The 16,195-nt window shown below is 63.7% G+C and carries 14 protein-coding genes; 6 read left to right on the forward strand and 8 right to left on the reverse strand.

Going from position 1 to position 16,195, the window contains the following annotated elements; translation table 11 throughout:
* Positions 1–24 precede the first annotated feature (24 nt).
* The 8 genes from ACQ4WM_RS19685 to ACQ4WM_RS19720 all read right to left on the reverse strand — a co-directional run bounded on the left by ACQ4WM_RS19685 (position 25) and on the right by ACQ4WM_RS19720 (position 9,139).
* Entirely contained in the window at positions 25–606 is a 582-nt protein-coding gene (locus ACQ4WM_RS19685; RefSeq protein WP_436548345.1) for a hypoxanthine-guanine phosphoribosyltransferase, read from the reverse strand.
* Positions 607–685: 79 nt separating this feature from the next.
* Positions 686–1,942 (reverse strand): phenylacetate--CoA ligase family protein, encoded by a 1,257-nt coding sequence (locus ACQ4WM_RS19690; RefSeq protein WP_436548346.1) that lies wholly within the window; start codon positions 1,940–1,942, stop codon positions 686–688.
* An 89-nt stretch (positions 1,943–2,031) separates the two neighbouring features.
* Positions 2,032–2,868 carry an ABC transporter ATP-binding protein gene (locus tag ACQ4WM_RS19695; protein WP_436548347.1) on the reverse strand — a complete coding sequence of 279 codons (837 nt, stop codon included), beginning with the start codon at positions 2,866–2,868 and terminating at the stop codon, positions 2,032–2,034.
* Between the two features lie 58 nt (positions 2,869–2,926).
* The gene (locus ACQ4WM_RS19700) at positions 2,927–4,240 is read right to left on the reverse strand and encodes an ABC transporter substrate-binding protein (RefSeq protein ID WP_436548348.1); all 1,314 of its coding nucleotides are present in this window, start codon (positions 4,238–4,240) and stop codon (positions 2,927–2,929) included.
* Between the two features lie 54 nt (positions 4,241–4,294).
* Complete coding sequence (locus tag ACQ4WM_RS19705; RefSeq protein WP_436548349.1) at positions 4,295–5,353, reverse strand: branched-chain amino acid ABC transporter permease; 1,059 nt, start codon at positions 5,351–5,353, stop codon at positions 4,295–4,297.
* A gap of 39 nt (positions 5,354–5,392) precedes the next feature.
* Complete coding sequence (locus ACQ4WM_RS19710) at positions 5,393–6,289, reverse strand: branched-chain amino acid ABC transporter permease (protein WP_436548378.1); 897 nt, start codon at positions 6,287–6,289, stop codon at positions 5,393–5,395.
* Positions 6,290–6,332: 43 nt separating this feature from the next.
* Positions 6,333–7,193 (reverse strand): ABC transporter ATP-binding protein, encoded by an 861-nt coding sequence (locus tag ACQ4WM_RS19715; protein WP_436548350.1) that lies wholly within the window; start codon positions 7,191–7,193, stop codon positions 6,333–6,335.
* A 14-nt stretch (positions 7,194–7,207) separates the two neighbouring features.
* A complete protein-coding gene (locus ACQ4WM_RS19720; protein ID WP_436548379.1) occupies positions 7,208–9,139 on the reverse strand; it encodes an AMP-binding protein in 1,932 nt (643 codons plus the stop codon).
* A 172-nt stretch (positions 9,140–9,311) separates the two neighbouring features.
* Here ACQ4WM_RS19720 and ACQ4WM_RS19725 point away from each other — a divergent pair, with 172 nt between their 5' ends.
* The 6 genes from ACQ4WM_RS19725 (at position 9,312) to ACQ4WM_RS19750 (ending at position 16,185) form a co-directional block, all read left to right on the forward strand.
* Positions 9,312–10,010 (forward strand): Crp/Fnr family transcriptional regulator, encoded by a 699-nt coding sequence (locus ACQ4WM_RS19725; RefSeq protein ID WP_436548351.1) that lies wholly within the window; start codon positions 9,312–9,314, stop codon positions 10,008–10,010.
* Positions 10,000–12,075 (forward strand): DUF4132 domain-containing protein, encoded by a 2,076-nt coding sequence (locus ACQ4WM_RS19730; RefSeq protein WP_436548352.1) that lies wholly within the window; start codon positions 10,000–10,002, stop codon positions 12,073–12,075. Before ACQ4WM_RS19725 ends, ACQ4WM_RS19730 begins: the two co-directional genes overlap by 11 nt.
* 1 nt (position 12,076) lies before the next feature.
* Positions 12,077–13,321 (forward strand): glycosyltransferase, encoded by a 1,245-nt coding sequence (locus tag ACQ4WM_RS19735; protein WP_436548353.1) that lies wholly within the window; start codon positions 12,077–12,079, stop codon positions 13,319–13,321.
* A gap of 63 nt (positions 13,322–13,384) precedes the next feature.
* Entirely contained in the window at positions 13,385–15,196 is a 1,812-nt protein-coding gene (locus ACQ4WM_RS19740) for an aminopeptidase P family protein (RefSeq protein WP_436548354.1), read from the forward strand.
* Positions 15,196–15,444: a hypothetical protein gene (locus ACQ4WM_RS19745; RefSeq protein ID WP_312435111.1), complete on the forward strand. Its 249-nt coding sequence runs from the start codon at positions 15,196–15,198 to the stop codon at positions 15,442–15,444. Before ACQ4WM_RS19740 ends, ACQ4WM_RS19745 begins: the two co-directional genes overlap by 1 nt.
* Positions 15,445–16,185 carry an MgtC/SapB family protein gene (locus ACQ4WM_RS19750; protein WP_436548355.1) on the forward strand — a complete coding sequence of 247 codons (741 nt, stop codon included), beginning with the start codon at positions 15,445–15,447 and terminating at the stop codon, positions 16,183–16,185.
* The last annotated feature ends 10 nt before the right edge of the window (positions 16,186–16,195 follow it).

Raw genomic sequence — 16,195 nt, forward strand, 5'->3', positions numbered from 1 at the left:
GAATAAGCCATCTTGCAAGATGGCTTATTCCTGCTTCAAATCCTCGGGCTTGATCGCCCACAGTCCCGGCAGGTTGCGCCAGTAGCCATACGCATCCATGCCGAAACCGACCACGAAGCGGTTCGGGATCACCAGGCCGACGATATCGGCTTGCACCGGCTTTTTCTTGCCAATTGCCTTGTCGGCGAATACCGCCAGGATGACTTCGGCCGCACCCATGTCGAGCAGGCGCTGCTTGACGTGGGCCAGCGTTTCGCCTTCGTCGAGGATATCGTCGAGCACGATGACGGTGCGTCCCGCCACGTTCGAGCGCGGGATGACTTTCCACACCACTTCACCACCCTTGTCATCGTCGCCGTAGCGGCTCACATGGATGTAGTCGAACTCCAGCGGGAAGCTCAGCTGTGGCAGCAGATTGCCGGTAAACACGACCGCGCCGCCCATCACGCCCAGCACCAGCGGGAAGTCCTTGGTGCCTTCGGCGTTGTAGCGCGCGTTGAGCACATCGGCCATGCGCGTGATCGATGCCTGCACGGCTTCCTGGTCAAACAGCAGCTCCGCGTTCTTGAGCAGATCGCGGGCACGATTGTGATGAAATTCTTGCATGGACTCTTGCATGGCGATAAACGGGGCTAATGGTTAATGCCGATATTATCCCGCAATTTGGCTCATGCGTGCTATGGCGCTATGTGTAGTCGCGCACGTCGTCGATGATTTTCCCGTCCAGTGGCAAGCTGCCACGGGCCACCAGCCGCACCTCGCTGCGCAGCTTGGTCAGTTCGCGGATCGATGTGACGATGGCTTCCACCCCCGCACCATCGCCCGGCTGTTCCACTTCGCAATGCAGGGTCATCTCGTCGTTGGCCATGCGGCCCGACACTACCAGGCGCGCCTTGAGGATCTGCGGATGGCGACGCGCTACCTCATGCACCTGCGACGGATGGACGAACATGGCGCGCACCTTGGTGGTCTGGTCGGCACGGCCCATCCAGCCCTTGATGCGGGTATTGGTGCGCCCGCACGGCGAGGCCGGTGCATCGACCAGCACGGCCGACAAGTCGCCGGTGGCAAAGCGGATCAGCGGATAGTCGGCATTGAAGACGGTGACCACCACTTCACCCACTTCGCCGGGCGCCACGGGGATGCCGCTGCCCGGATGGACGATTTCCAGCAGCACGTTTTCATCGACCACCATGCCGGCATTGAGCTTGCCGTTGCTGGCCGTTTCATAGGCGATGCTGCCGATATCGGCCGAGGCATAGGTCTGGAACACATGCGGCACGCCGTTGGCGGCAAACCAGCTGCGCAAGGATTCGGGCAGCGCTTCGGCCCCCATCAGGGCCTGCCTGACGCTGCTGATGTCGGCGCCCATTTCGCGTGCTTTTTCAATGATCAGTTTCAGGAACGACGGCGTGCCGACATAGGTGTCCGGTTTCAGGTCCGCCATCGCCTGCACCTGCATTTCCGTCTGGCCGATGCCGGCCGGGATCACGGTGCAGCCGATGCGCGCGGCGCCGCCTTCGACCATAAAGGCGGCCGGCGTGAAGTGGTACGAAAAGCAGTTCTGCAGCAGGCCGCCGGCGCGCACGCCGGCCGCGTACATGGGCCGCGCAAAGCGCCACCAGTCGCTACCGCGGCCTTCGGGATCAAAAATCGGGCCGGGCGAGACAAACACGCGCGCCAGGGCGTGTTTCGGCGTTGTATTGAGGCCACCGAACGGCGGCTCGCCCTGCTGCAGATGTTTCAGGTCGGACTTGCGCGTGACGGGCAGCCGCGCCAGTGCCTCGCGGCTGGTGATGGTGGCCGCATCGACGCCGGCCAGGATGCGCGCCCATCCCGGCGCGCCTTGCGCGCGTGCGACCAGCTGCGGCAGGCCGGCCATCAATTCGCTTTCGCGCGCCTCAAAGGTGCGCGTTTCCAGGGTGTCGAGCGTATCGGTCATGGCTATCATTCTCCAAATGTCAGTGCGTGTTTGTCCTCACGCCCGGTTGTCCGTGACTGCCAGGCGCGTTGAAAGTGAGCGTTTTTTGATCAGGCCAGCCAGCGTTTCCTGCGGCGGTAGAACTTCATGTCGCGAAAGCTCTTGCGCCCGGCACTCGACACGCCGAGGTAGAATTCCTTGACGTCTTCATTGCTGGCCAGATCCTGCGCCTGGCCTTCCATCACCACCCGGCCGTTTTCCAGGATGTAGCCAAAATCGGCATAGCGCAGCGCCACGTTGGTGTTCTGCTCGGCCAGCAGGAACGACACGTTTTCCTTGTGGTTCAGGTCCTTGACGATGCCGAAGATCTCTTCGACGATCTGTGGCGCGATGCCCATCGATGGCTCGTCCAGTAATATCATCGACGGCTTGGCCATCAGCGCGCGGCCGATCGCGCACATCTGCTGCTCGCCGCCCGAGGTGTATCCGGCCTGGCTGCTGCGCCGCGTTTTCAGGCGCGGAAAATAGTGATACACCTTCTCCAGCGCGTCCTTCAGTTCGCCGCGCGAAATGCTGCGCGTGTAGGCCCCGGTCAGCAGGTTTTCCTCGATCGTCAGGTGGCCGAAGCAGTGGCGCCCTTCCATCACCTGTGACAGGCCCCGTTTTACCAGTTCGTTCGGCGTCAGCTGGTCGACGCGCTCGCCCTTGAACTGCACTTCGCCCTTGGTAACGTCGCCACGCTCGCCACGCAACAGCGTCGAGATGGTTTTCAGGGTGGTCGACTTGCCGGCGCCATTCGCACCGAGCAGGGCGACGATCTTGCCCTGCGGGACCTGCAGCGACACGCCCTTGAGAACCAGGATCACATGGTCGTAGATGACTTCGATATTGTTGACCGACAAATAGGGCGGAGGAATGTCCGGCGTTTGCGTGGCAGTGAGTGTCATGGCTGCTTCTTCAAAATGTCAAACAGGGGACCGGCAGCGGCCGGCCCGTTTTTTTTGCTTACTTCATGCAAGCCGGCGTGATCTTTTTCTCGTCCGCATACTTGCCTGACGATTCCTCGACCAGTTTGCGCACCAGTGCCTTGTCGCCGACGATCCATTTTGGCGTGATGGCGGTCCATTTCTTGCCATCCCACTGCTGCACCTTGACGGCGCCCGAGCCTTCATGATCGTCGCAGCTGGTTTTCACGGTAGGGAACATGCCCAGCGCGCCGACGGCTTTCTGGCGTGCGTCGTCGACGTTCAGGTTTTCCAGGCCCCAGCGCATCTGCTCGCCGGTGATAGGCTTGCCCTTGCCGAATTTTTCCTGCGCCGTGCGGATCGCTTCGACCCACAGGATGGCGGCCGTCACGCCGCGCATATGGTAGACCGAACCGATGCGCGACTGGTCGGCCAGGTTGCCCTTGCCGGATGCGTACAGTTTTTTGCGGATATCGTCGAGCACCGGGTAGTTGCCGGGCGTGTTGAACGTCATGGCGCTGTAGCCCTTGGCCGCGTCACCCGATGGAATCGTGTCTTCCTCGGAACCGGCCCACCACACGCCGAGCATTTTCTCGCGCGGGAAACCGTTGCGCTGCGCGGTCTTGATGGCCACCGAATTCATCACGCCCCAGCCCCACAGGATCACGTGATCTGGCCTGGCCTGGCGGATCTGCAGCCACTGCGACTGCTGTTCGCTGCCTGGCGGCGCGACGGGAATCTTGATCAGCTCGAAGCCATACTGTTTCGACAGCGCGTCGAGCACCGGCATCGGCTCCTTGCCGAAGGCCGAGTCGTGGTACAGGTGGACGATTTTCTTGCCTTTCAGCTTGTCCATGCCGCCTTCCTTGTCGCCCAGGTATTTGATCATGGCGGCGGCCTGGCTCCAGTAGCTGGAGATCAGGGGGTAGACATACGGGAAGACCTTGCCGTTGGCGGCGTCCGAGCGGCCGTAGCCGATCATGGTCATCGGGATCTTGTCCTGCGCCACGCGGTCCAGGATGCCGTAGGCAACGCCGGTGGACAGCGTTTCGACCAGGGTGGCGCCGCCTTGCCTGGTTTTCAGGCGCTCGTAGCATTCCACGCCGCGCGAGGGGTTGTATTCGGTCTCGCATTCTTCCCAGCTGATCTTCACGCCATTGACGCCGCCGGCCTGGTTGACCAGGTTGAAGTAATCGATGATGCCGCCGTAAAAGCCCGAGCCGCCGGCCGCATATGGGCCCACGCGGTAGGACGGCAGGGCGATGTACTGATCCTGCGCCTGCGCGGTGCCGGCAATGGTCAATCCGGCAGTGGCAAAGGCGGTGGCCAGCATGAGCGATTTGATGTGTTTCATTGTGTCTCCTCTTGTTTTATTTGGTATTCAACAGAACCGACATCGACTGCAAAATCAGTGGGGGAAAGGCCAGAGCCGCAATTTTTCTTTCGCGATCTGCCACAACCTGGCCAGGCCGTGCGGCTCGACGATCAGGAAGAAGATGATCAGCGCGCCGAACACCATCAGTTCCAGGTTCGAGGCCACGCTGGTGGGCAATGACAGGCCGTGCGCGACGATGTTCAGAAACACCGGCAGCAGCACGATAAAGGCGGCACCGAGGAAGGAGCCGAGGATGGAACCGACGCCGCCGATAATGATCATGAACAGGATGCGGAACGACAGGTCGAGGTTATAGGCTTCCGGCTCCACGGTGCCCAGGTAGGCGTAGGCATACAGGGCGCCGGCCACGCCGCAGTAGAACGAGCTGACGGCAAACGCCAGCAGCTTGGTGCGCATCAGCCTGAAACCGATCACTTCGGCCGCCATATCCATGTCGCGCACGGCCATCCAAGAGCGGCCCACGTTCGAGCGGATCATGTTCTTGGCCAGCAGCGCCATGCCTGCGACGATGGCCAGCACCAGCAGGTATTTGCTTTGCGGCGTATCGAACTGGTAGCCGAGGATCTGCATCGGCTGCACCGTCACCACGCCCGACGAGCTGTAGTTGGTCAGGTAGGGAATCTTGGTCAGGCACCAGACGACAAAAAACTGCGTTGCCAGCGTGGAGGCAGCCAGATAGAAGCCGCGTATGCGCAAGGAAGGCAGGCCAAAGGCGATGCCGACCATGGCCGCGCACAGGCCGCCGAGGATAAACGACACCAGCAGCGGCAGGCCAGGCAGGCGCGCCATGAAGTTATATGAGGCGAATGCGCCGACGGCCATAAAGGCGGCCGTACCGAGCGACAGCTGGCCTGCGTAACCGGTCAGGATGTTCAGGCCCAGGGCGGCCAGGGCGAAGATCAGGAACGGGATCATGATCGCCGACAGGATGTAGGGCGAGGCGAAATACGGCAGCAGGAAGACGGCGGCGATCAAAGTCGCCGTCAGTGCCAGGCGGTCCTGGCGGATCGGGAAGATCTGGTTGTCGTCCTGGTAGCTGGTCTTGAATTGTCCGGCTTCACGGTAGATCATGGGGTGGTCCTTTGCGATAGCATTGTGCAGGGGCAGGCGTCAGATGCGCCGTATGATTTTTTCGCCGAACAGGCCTTCCGGGCGCACCAGCAGGAACAGCAGGGCCAACACATACGGGAACCAGCCTTCGATGCCGCCGCCCACCATCGGGCCGATATATACCTCCGCCAGTTTTTCGGACGCGCCGATAATCAGGCCGCCGACAATCGCGCCCGGTATCGAGGTAAAGCCGCCGAGGATCAGCACCGGCAGCGCTTTGAGGGCGATAAAGGTGAGCGCGAACTGCACGCCATTCCTGGCGCCCCACAACAGGCCCGCCACCATCGCCACCAGGCCCGCCACGCCCCACACCACGGCCCAGATGCGCTGCAGCGGAATGCCCACGGCCAGCGCCGCCTGGTGGTCGTCGGCCACCGCGCGCAGTGCGCGGCCGACCTTGGTTTTCGAGAACAGCAGGGCCAGGCAGATCACCAGCAGCGCGCAGATGCCGGCCGCCACCACGTCGAACTGCGAGATGATGATGTTGAAGTTATCCATCAAGAACTGCATCGGCACGTCTTCGATCGGCAGGTCCAGCTTGTGTACCTGCGAGCCCCACATCAGCTGCGCCAGGCCTTCGATAAAGAACGCCAGGCCGATCGTGGCCATGAAGAGGGTAATCTCGGGCTGGTTCACCAGCGGGCGCAGCACCACCCGTTCGATCGCCATGCCCAATACGATCATGGTGACCATCGTCAGCGGTATCGCCAGCCACAGCGACAGGCCGAATTTGTCCATGATGCCGACGCAGGTCAGGGCGGCGAAAAACACCATCGCGCCTTGCGCAAAATTGAACACGCCCGAGGCCTTGTAGATCAGCACGAAGCCGATCGCCACCAGTGCATACATCACGCCCGACAGCAGGCCGCCGATCAGCACTTCAAAGAAAAAATTGATATTCATGAGTCTTCCAGTGTGGTGTGCGGATAGCCCTGCCCGATTACGGGCAGGTCGTTTCGCCGGCAGGCAGCGTGCTGCCTGAATTCCCGGCTACACTACCCAAGTACGCGTTGATGACATCCTGGTTGCTGCGCACCTCGTCCGGCGTGCCGTCGCCGATCTTCTTGCCGTAGTCGAGCACCACCACGCGGTCCGAGATATCCATTACCACGCCCATGTCATGCTCGATCAGCACGATGGTGGTGCCCAGCTGGTCGTTGACGTCGAGGATAAAGCGGCACATGTCCTGTTTTTCTTCCACGTTCATGCCGGCCATCGGTTCGTCGAGCAGCAGGATTTCCGGTTCGGCCACCAGTGCGCGGCCCAGCTCGACGCGCTTTTGCAGGCCGTAGGGCAGGCGCCCCACCGGGGTCTTGCGGATCGCCTGGATTTCCAGGAAGTCGATGATTTCCTCGGCCTTCTTGCGGTGCTCTATTTCCTCGCGCCGTGCCGGTCCCCAGTACAGGGCCTGCAGCAGGAAGCTCGATTTCATCCTGAGGTTACGGCCGGTCATGATGTTGTCCAGGACCGTCATGCCCTTGAACAGGGCGATGTTCTGGAACGTGCGCGCAATGCCGGACTTGGCGGCCTGGTAGCAGTCCATGCCGCGCCGGTGTTCGCCGCGGTAGATGATCTCGCCCTGCTGCGGGCGATAAACGCCGTTGATCACATTGAGCATCGAACTTTTGCCGGCGCCGTTGGGGCCGATAATGGCGCGGATCTCGTGCTGCTTCACGTCGAACGAGATATCGGTCAACGCCTTCACGCCGCCGAATGACAGCGAGATATTTTTCAGGTCGAGGATCACGGGGCCAGTCTTGCGCTCGGTGCCGAAGTGGACGTCGGGTTCATTCATAGGCATCGTCGCTTGCTCCATCATGCTGCCAGGCCCAGGGCCGGCCGGGTTTTGCTGGTCCAGATCTGCAGGTCGGCGCTGGTGGAACCGGTGCGGCCATCCTCGAACTTGACCTGGGTCTCGATGAACTGCGAGGTCTTGCCCTCGTACAGGGCAGCGATCAGCACCGCGTATTTTTCGGCGATGAATTTGCGGCGTACCTTGCGCGTGCGGGTCAGTTCGTCATCATCGGGGTCCAGTTCCTTGTGCAGCACCAGGAAGCGGTGGATTTGCGTGCGGTCCATCAGCGGATCGGCCGCCAGTTCTGCATTGACCTGCTCGATGCAATCGCGCACCAGACCATAGGTTTCCTCGCGCGCGGCCAGGTCGGTATAGCCGGCGTAGGCAATGCCGCGCCGCTCGGCCCAGTTGCCGACCGCCTCGATATCGATATTGATAAAGGCGCAGACCTGGTCGCGGCCATGGCCGAAGGCGACCACTTCCTTGATGAAGGGGAAGAACTTGAGCTTGTTTTCGATATAGTTGGGCGCGAAGATGGCGCCGCAGGTCAGCTTGCCGACATCGGCCGCGCGGTCGATGATCTTCAAATGGCCTTCGCTGTCGAACACGCCCGCGTCACCGGTATGAAAGTAGCCGTCGGCGTCGATCACTTCGGTGGTGGCTTCGGGGCGGTGGTAGTAGCCGCTCATGGTGGCCGGCGACCTGACCAGCACTTCGCCGTTGGCCGCCAGTTTGACTTCCACGCCGGGCGCCGGCAGGCCGACGCTGTCGAACTTGATATTGCCGTCCGGCTGCAAACACACGTAGGCACAGGTTTCGGTCGAGCCGTACAGCTGCTTGAGGTTGACGCCGATCGAGCGGTAGAAGCGGAACAGGTCGGGTCCGATGGCCGCGCCGGCGGTGTAGGCCACGCGCACGCGCGACAGTCCCAGCACGTTTTTCAGCGGGCCGTAGACCAGCACATTGCCCAGCTGGTAGCTGAGGCGGTCCATCAGGGAGACTGGCTTGCCGTCCAAAATCTGCGCGCCGCAGCGCCTGGCTACGTCCATGAAATGGCTGAAGATACGGCGTTTGATGCTGCTGGCGTCTTCCATCCGTATCATCACGCTGGTGAGCATGTTTTCAAACACGCGCGGCGGCGCAAAGTAGCAGGTCGGGCCGATTTCGCGCATGTCGATCATCACCGTATCGCCGGACTCCGGGCAGTTGACGGTAAAGCCCGCCACCATCGCCTGCGCCAGCGAAAACAGGCAGTCGCCTACCCATGCCATCGGCAGGTAAGACAAAATGTCTTCCTCGTCGGTCAGCTTGTCGAAGGCCACGCCACCTTCGCCGGCGCACAGCAAGGCGGTGTGGCTCTGGCAGACGCCCTTGGGTTTGCCGGTGGTGCCCGAGGTGTACAGGATGACGGCCGAGTCCAGCCCGCGGCCCGCTTCCACGGCTGCCTCGAAAAAGCCCGGATGGTCACGGTCGTACTCGCGGCCCAGCGCCTGCAGGCCGGCGAACGACATCAGTTCGGGCTGGTGGTAGTGGCGCATGCCGCGCTCATCGTCATACGCGATATGGGCCACGTTCGCATACAGTGATTTGAGTTCGAGCAGCTTGTCGACCTGTTCCTGGTCTTCGACGATGGCATACTGGATATGCGCGTCCTGCAGCACGTAGGCCATGTCGGCCGCCGGCGCATCCTGGTACAGCGGCACCGGCACGCCGCCCAGGCTTTGCGCGGCCAGCATGGCCCAGTACAGGCGCGGGCGGTTGTCGCCGATAATGGCAAGATTCATGCCGCGCTGGAAGCCGATCGCGGCCAGGCCGCAGGCCAGCGCACGAACCTCGGCATTGACGTCCTGCCAGGTCCAGGTTTGCCAGATGCCCAGGTATTTTTCGCGGAAAGCCGGTTTGTCGGGACGAACGGCGCCATGCTGCACCAGGCGCCGGGGAAAAGTCGGCATTGCTGTGTTGTTTTGCACCAGTGTCTCCTGTTGCGTGTCTCAGGCGCCACCTCGTTGTGTGGCACTCTGTGTTTTTATGTGTACGGCGTTTGTGCAATGATAGTAGCTTGCGCAGGTATGACGAGTTGTCTTTTCGGGGACATTTACCCACTTTTCGATGGTGCATCGCACAATGATCACAGCTGAAATCAGTCTCACCGATGCCGTGCGCGCAGCCAACTGGGCGCGGCTGCTTGACGCCGGTCAACTGGCCCGCGTCGAGGCCGACACCTTCGAGAGCTTTACGCCAAAAGGCGGTTTCATCTGCCGCAAGGGCGAGCCGGTCGAGCACTGGATAGGCGTCATCAGCGGCATGGTCAAGATGAATAATTTTTCCGCCTCGGGCAAGGCCATGACCTTTACCGGCATGCCGCCCGGCAGCTGGTTTGGCGAAGGCTCGCTGTTGAAACGCGAGATCCGCAAATACGACACCATCGCTGTGCGCGACACGCGCGTGGCGCGCCTGCCGGCCGCCACTTTTCACTGGCTGCTCGACACCAGCCTGCCATTCACGCGCTTTTTGCTGATGCAGCTGAACGAGCGCCTGGGCCAGTTTATCGGCATGGTGGAAAATGACCGCCTGCAAGATATCAACACGCGCGTGGCGCGCTGCCTGGCGTCGATGTTCAATTCGCATCTGTACCCGGGCGTGGACACGCTGGTGCAGCTGTCGCAGGAAGAGATCGGCCTGCTGTCGGGCTCCTCGCGCCAGCGCGCCAACCAGGCTTTGCAGGTGCTGGAAAAACAGGGCTTGCTGCGCCTCGATTACGGCGGCATCCGTGTGCTTGATCTGGACGGCCTGCGCCGCTACGAGGCCAACGATGAACACTGATATCTCCGCCCGCGCCAGCGCCCTGCGCGCGCGCCTTGATGGTGCACCCGTCGACCATGCGCGCTTCACCGGCCCGCCTGTCGATCTGGACGGCTGGACACCCGAGGAACTCGGTGTCATCTGGGGCGCGCTGCACCGCGCCGACGGCTTCGGCCATGATGATCCGGAGCGGCGCGCCCTGGCGTCGCGGCTGCTGGCCCAGGCTGCCAGGGCTGGCCTGGCGCCGGTGCTGGCCGGCGCCGTGTTTCTCGACGCGCTCGATGCCGCCGGTGATCACCATTGGCAGTGGGAGTACGCGATAGCCTGCCTGGCCTGTTTGCAAGGCGAAGTGCCGGCAGGCACGGCGGCACAGGCACGGCGCATACTGGGCGAGCCCTCGCACTGGGCCGGTTACCCTTACCAGGCCTGGCTGCTGGCGCACCTGGCTGGCGACGATGCGCCAGCGTTGTTCATGCAGGAGATGGCGGCGGCGCACGCGCGCGAGCCGATGCCGCTGACCATGCAGGAAATGGCGTTGCTGGCGCAACTGAAGCACGATTCGCTGCTGGCGCTGGCCGGCTCGCGCCATAGCAGCTTCTGGAACCGCGACAGCATCGGCGAACCTGACCCGGCCGAGGTACTGGCCGGCGACGCGGCCTATATCGATTTTGCGCGCACGATACTGGAACAGGCGACGCGCCATATCGCGGCCATCCATGACGGCAGCGTGCCGTATGCGGCCGACGCCGCGTTTTCGCGGCATGACACGCCGGTGCTGGCGCGCGCCGCCCGGCTGGCCGCCTACCGCGACGAAGCCTGGTTCGCGCCCGTGGTCACCACCTTGCTGCCGTTGGCATGCGTGGCGCCCGGCACGGCAAAAAGCGCACCGTCGCAGTCGCTGGCAATGGCGCTGGGCCATGCGGTGGAAACCATCCCCACGCCGGAAAGCCTGCTGGCCTTGCGCACCGCGCTGGAGCAGGTGCGCCATGCGGGCATCCGCAAAAAACTGGAACGCAACCTGAAGCCGGCCGAACGGGCGCTGGCCGAACGGCCCGATATCGCCTGGCGGGCCGGCATGCCCGGCCCTATGGGCAAACGGCGCCAGGCCGTGTTGGCGCGCCGCCTGGAAGCGGGCTACGCCGGCGAAGTTGGGCTGGCCCTGGCGCAGTGGCGCACCCTGCGCGAGGACGCCGATATCGACACCGTGGCGCGCAGCCTGATCTGGCGCGGCGGCGACGGCGTGGCGTTCATGCTGGCCGGGGAGGGCGCCATCGATGCGGATGGCCAGGCGCTGGCATTGCCCGAACAAGGCGATATCAGCCTGTGGCATCCGCTGCACGCAAGCATGCAGGAACGCGCTGCCTGGCAGGCGCTGGTCACGCAGCGGCGCCTGCGCCAAAGCGTGCGCCAGGCTTATCGCGAGGTGTATCTGCCGCCGGACGATGGCGGCGCACCGTTTGCCGGAATGCTGCTGTCGATTCGCACCTTGCTGGGACTGGCGCGCAGGGAAGGCTGGCGGCTTGACGACGATGAAGGGTTGTCGCGCCAGTTCGGCGCCTGGCGCGTGACCTTGCTGCTCGAAGGGCGCATTTATCCCGGTGCGCAAGGCGCTTGTACTTCGGGCGCGCTGGTGTTGCAGGAGCGCGTGGCCAGCCGCTGGCGGGTAGTGGCGCCCGGCCAGATGGCGCCGGTGGCGTATTCCGAAGCGTGCCGGGCGGTCGATTTGCTGGTCAGCGCCAGCGCGTTTGCGCTGGTCGAAGAAGAGCGTAGCGCGCAGCGCGAACAGCGGCTGTTTTACCTGTCCGGCCTGGAAACGGGGCCGATGGTGGGCATGCGGCGCGATATCTTGCGGCAGGTATTTGCGCAGCAGATCGAGGCCGGCCGCATGGCCGTCGAAGCGCGTCACCTGATGGTGGGCCGGCACGCGATCCACCTGGCCACCGGCAGGGTCACGCTGGACGGCGCCGAAGTGGTGGTGGAAGTGCCCGCCAAAGGCGGCAAACTGGGCGCCGTGCCCTGGTTGCCGCACGACGAGGCGCTGCTGGAAAAAATCGCCGGTCTGGCCGGCCAGCTGCTCAAGGGGTGAGATGCGCCGCATCCTGATCCTCGCTGTCGGCAGCGCCGGCGATGTCTACCCGTTTATCGTGATCGGCCAGGCGCTGCGCGCACGCGGCATGGAAGTGACACTGATGGCGACGGCGAATTTTCGCGAACGTGTCGAGCGCGCCGGCCTGCATTTTGTGTCGGGCCTGAGCCAGGAAGAACTGGACGCCAGCGTGATGGACCCAGACCTGTGGCATCCGGTCAGGGGCTTTGCCACCATCTGGAAGCATATGGCGCGCCATTTGCCCACCGCCTATGCGCAGCAGCTGACGCTGGTGAAGCAAAAGCCGACGCTGATCGTCGCCAGCACCCTGGGGCTGACGGGGCGGCTGCTGCAGGAAGCGCACGGCGTGCCGTTGGTGACCGTGCATCTGGCGCCATCGTGCTTCCTGACGGCGCATGACACCTCGGTGCGGCGTGGCCTGGTCTGGCCCCGCTCGCTGCCGCGCCCGGTGGTACGGCTGGTGCTGGGAATGGTGGAACGGCTGATGCTGGACCCGGTGGTGCGCCCGGCCATCAACCGCCTGCGCGCGACGCTGGGCCTGGCGCCCGTGCGGCACGTGATGAGCCGCTGGCTGCATTCGCCGCAGCAGGTAATTTGCGCCTTTCCCGCCTGGTTTGCCGCGCCGCAGCCGGACTGGCCGCCCAATACGGTCTGTACCGGCTTTCCGCGCATGCCGGCGGCCGATGGCCAGCTTGATCCTGCTTTGCAGCGCTTTATCGATGCCGGTGCAGCACCGCTGGTTGTCACGCCCGGTTCCGCGATGGCACATGGGGGCGGTTTTATCGGCCGCGCGCTGGACGCTGCAAGCAGCCTGGACTTGCGCGTGGTGGTGGTCACGCCCTACCGCGAGCAATTGCCCGCCGTGTTGCCGCCATCGGTACATCATGCAGCCTATGCACCGTTCGATCTGTTGAGCCGGCAGGCCGCCGCCTTTGTCCATCACGGCGGCATCGGTACCAGCGCCACCGTGCTGGCTGCCGGCAAACCGCAACTGATCGTGCCGTTTGCCTTCGACCAGCCCGACAATGCTGCGCGCCTGAGGCGCCTGGGCGTGGCCGCCACGGTACTGCCAAATGCACCGCTGCGGGCATGGGTGCAGGCTTTATCGTATCTGTTGAATGACACGCAAGTGGCGCTCGCCTGCCGCACGCTGGCCTATGCCATGGCGCTGGAAACGCCAGCGGCCGAACAGATCGCGCAGATCATTGCGCGGCAGGCAGAGTGAGTACAGTATCGCCGGCAATCGGAGTATCATGGTCGCTTCCCAGCACCGCACCTTCTCGCCGCCATGCAGACATCCGTTCACAGTAATCCCGCCTCCCGTTTGACCTCGCTGCGCGCTGCCATGCGTGCCCAGCAAATCGACGCCTATATTGTCCCTTCCGCCGATCCGCATTTGTCCGAATACCTGCCCGCGCACTGGCAGGGCCGCGAATGGCTGTCCGGCTTTACGGGCTCGGTCGGTACTCTGGTCGTCACGCAGGACTTTGCCGGTGTGTGGACCGATGGCCGCTACTGGGAACAGGCAGAAACGGAACTGGCCGGCAGCGGCATCGCATTGAAGAAAATTCCGTCCGGTGCGAGCGTGCTGTTTATCGACTGGCTGGGCGCCACCATGCAGGCCGGCCAGACGGTAGCGGTCGATGGCGCCGTGCTGGGCCTGGCCAATGCGCGCCTGTTGCAGCAGGCGCTGGCGCAAGGCGTTACGCTGCGCACCGATACCGATTTGCTCCATGCCGTGTGGGCCGACCGCCCGGCGCTGCCTGATGCCGCCATTTTCGAGCATGGCGCGCCGTATCCGGCCCTGCCACGTGCTGAAAAACTGGCGGCAACAAGGGCCAGCATGGCCACCCACGGCGCCAGCCACCATGTGATTTCCACGCTCGACGATATTGCGTATCTGTTCAACCTGCGCGGCGCCGACGTCAGCTACAACCCGGTGTTCCTGGCCCATGCGCTGGTGGGGCCGCAGCGCGCGACCTTGTTTGTTGCCGACGGCAAGCTGCCCGCCGCGCTGCGCGCGGTGCTCGAAGAGCAGGGCGTCGATGTGGCGCCGTATGCACAGGCCGCAAACGCGCTGGCTGCCTTGCCGGCCGGTGCCAGCCTGCTGCTCGACCCGCGCCGCGTTACCTACGGCACGCGCCAGGCCGTCGCCGACGGCGTGCGCGTGATCGAGGCGATCAACCCCACTACCCTGGCCAAGTCGCGCAAGACCGACAGCGAAGCGGCCCATGTGCGCGCCGCGATGGAGCAGGATGGCGCAGCACTGTGCGAATTTTTCAGCTGGCTCGACAAAACCCTGGTTGACCCGCAGCGCGCGCCCTTGACGGAAATCGGCATCGATGAACACCTGACGGCATGCCGCGCGCGCCGCGCCGGTTTTGTCAGCCCCAGTTTCGGCACCATCGCCGGCTTCAATGCCCACGGCGCCATCATGCATTACCACGCACATGCAGAGACTGCGGCCACGATTGAAGGCGACGGCCTGCTGCTGATCGACTCGGGCGGCCAGTACCTGGGCGGCACCACCGACATCACGCGCGTGGTACCGGTAGGCGCCATTACCACCGAACACAGGCGCGATTTCACGCTGGTCTTGCGCAGCATGATCGCGCTGTCGCGCGCGCAGTTCCCGCGCGGTGTGAAGTCGCCGATGCTCGACGCCATCGCCCGTGCGCCGCTGTGGGCCGAAGGCATCGATTTCGGCCATGGCACCGGCCACGGCGTGGGCTTTTTCCTGAACGTGCATGAAGGGCCGCAGTCGATTTCGCAGTCCACCATGCCGGAGCCGCAAACGGCGATGGAGCCGGGCATGATCACCTCGGTCGAACCTGGCATCTATCGCCCCGGCCAGTGGGGCATCCGGATCGAGAACCTGGTGCTGAACGTGTCCGCGCCATCGTCGCAGTTTGGTGAATTCCTGAAATTTGAAACCCTGACCCTGTGTCCGATCGACACGCGCTGCATCGAGCGCAGCCTGCTGCGCGACGACGAAGCGGCCTGGCTGAACGACTATCACGCCACCGTGCGCGCGCGCCTGGCGCCGCACCTGGCTGGCGACGCTTTGGCGTGGCTGGAACAACGCACGGGAGCCATCTGATGCGATCGACACGCGCCACCTCCGCCATCGAGCGGCTCAAGGAACGCACCGGCAACCGCCTGTACACGATGGCGCGCACCGGTGACGAACTGTTTTTCCTGACCGAAGGCCCGGGCTTGCCGCCCTTGTGCGAGCCGCTGGAACTGGACGCCTTTGTGGCCTTTGTCAACGCGCTGGGTCCGCAAAAGGCGCGCCGCGTCAGCAAGCTCGATGTGGCGTTTGAAAAGCAGCTGACTAAAAAACCCTAGATGCCGACCATCGACTTCCTGCGCGCCTACTGGTCGCCGGCCGAGCTGGCGACCAATGGCGTGATCCTGATGAACCTGCTCGGCGCTTTGCTGCTGGGCCTGCTGGTCGGCTATGAGCGCTCGTATCACGGGCGCGCGGCCGGCATGCGCACCTACAGCCTGGTGTGCATGGCCTCGGCCGCGCTGACGGTGCTCGGTGGCTACCCGGAGTTCTGGTACGGCGGCCATGGCAACATCGTCGGCAGCGACCCGACGCGCGTGATCCAGGGCATCGTCACCGGCGTCGGTTTCCTGGGCGCCGGCGTAATCATGCGCGAAGGCTTCAATATCAGCGGCCTGACGACGGCGGCCTCGATCTGGGCCTCGTCGGTAATCGGCATCATGGTAGGCATCGGCTTTTACCTGTCGGCCATGGGCCTGGCCTTCCTGTGCGCGATGGCGATGATTTTTCTGTCAAAATTGGAGAACTGGCTGCCCTCGCGCCATGCCATCGCCATCACCATGCGCTTCAAGCGCGACTTCGTGCCACGCGAAGATGCCTTGCGGCGCATGGCTGCCAGCCGTGGCTACGACATCGCAGGCGGTACGCTGGCCATCGGCTGCACCGACGGCATGCAGGAATGGCGCTTCGTCGCCATCGCCCACGGCAAGAACACGGGCGCCAGCCTGTCTGCCATGTCGGCCGAGCTGGCCGCTTTCGACGGCATCGCCGGCTTCCAGCTGTCGCATGCCCGCAACTAAGACAAGGCAA

The organism is Janthinobacterium longum (genome assembly GCF_051380735.1).
GTDB lineage: Bacteria > Pseudomonadota > Gammaproteobacteria > Burkholderiales > Burkholderiaceae_D > Janthinobacterium.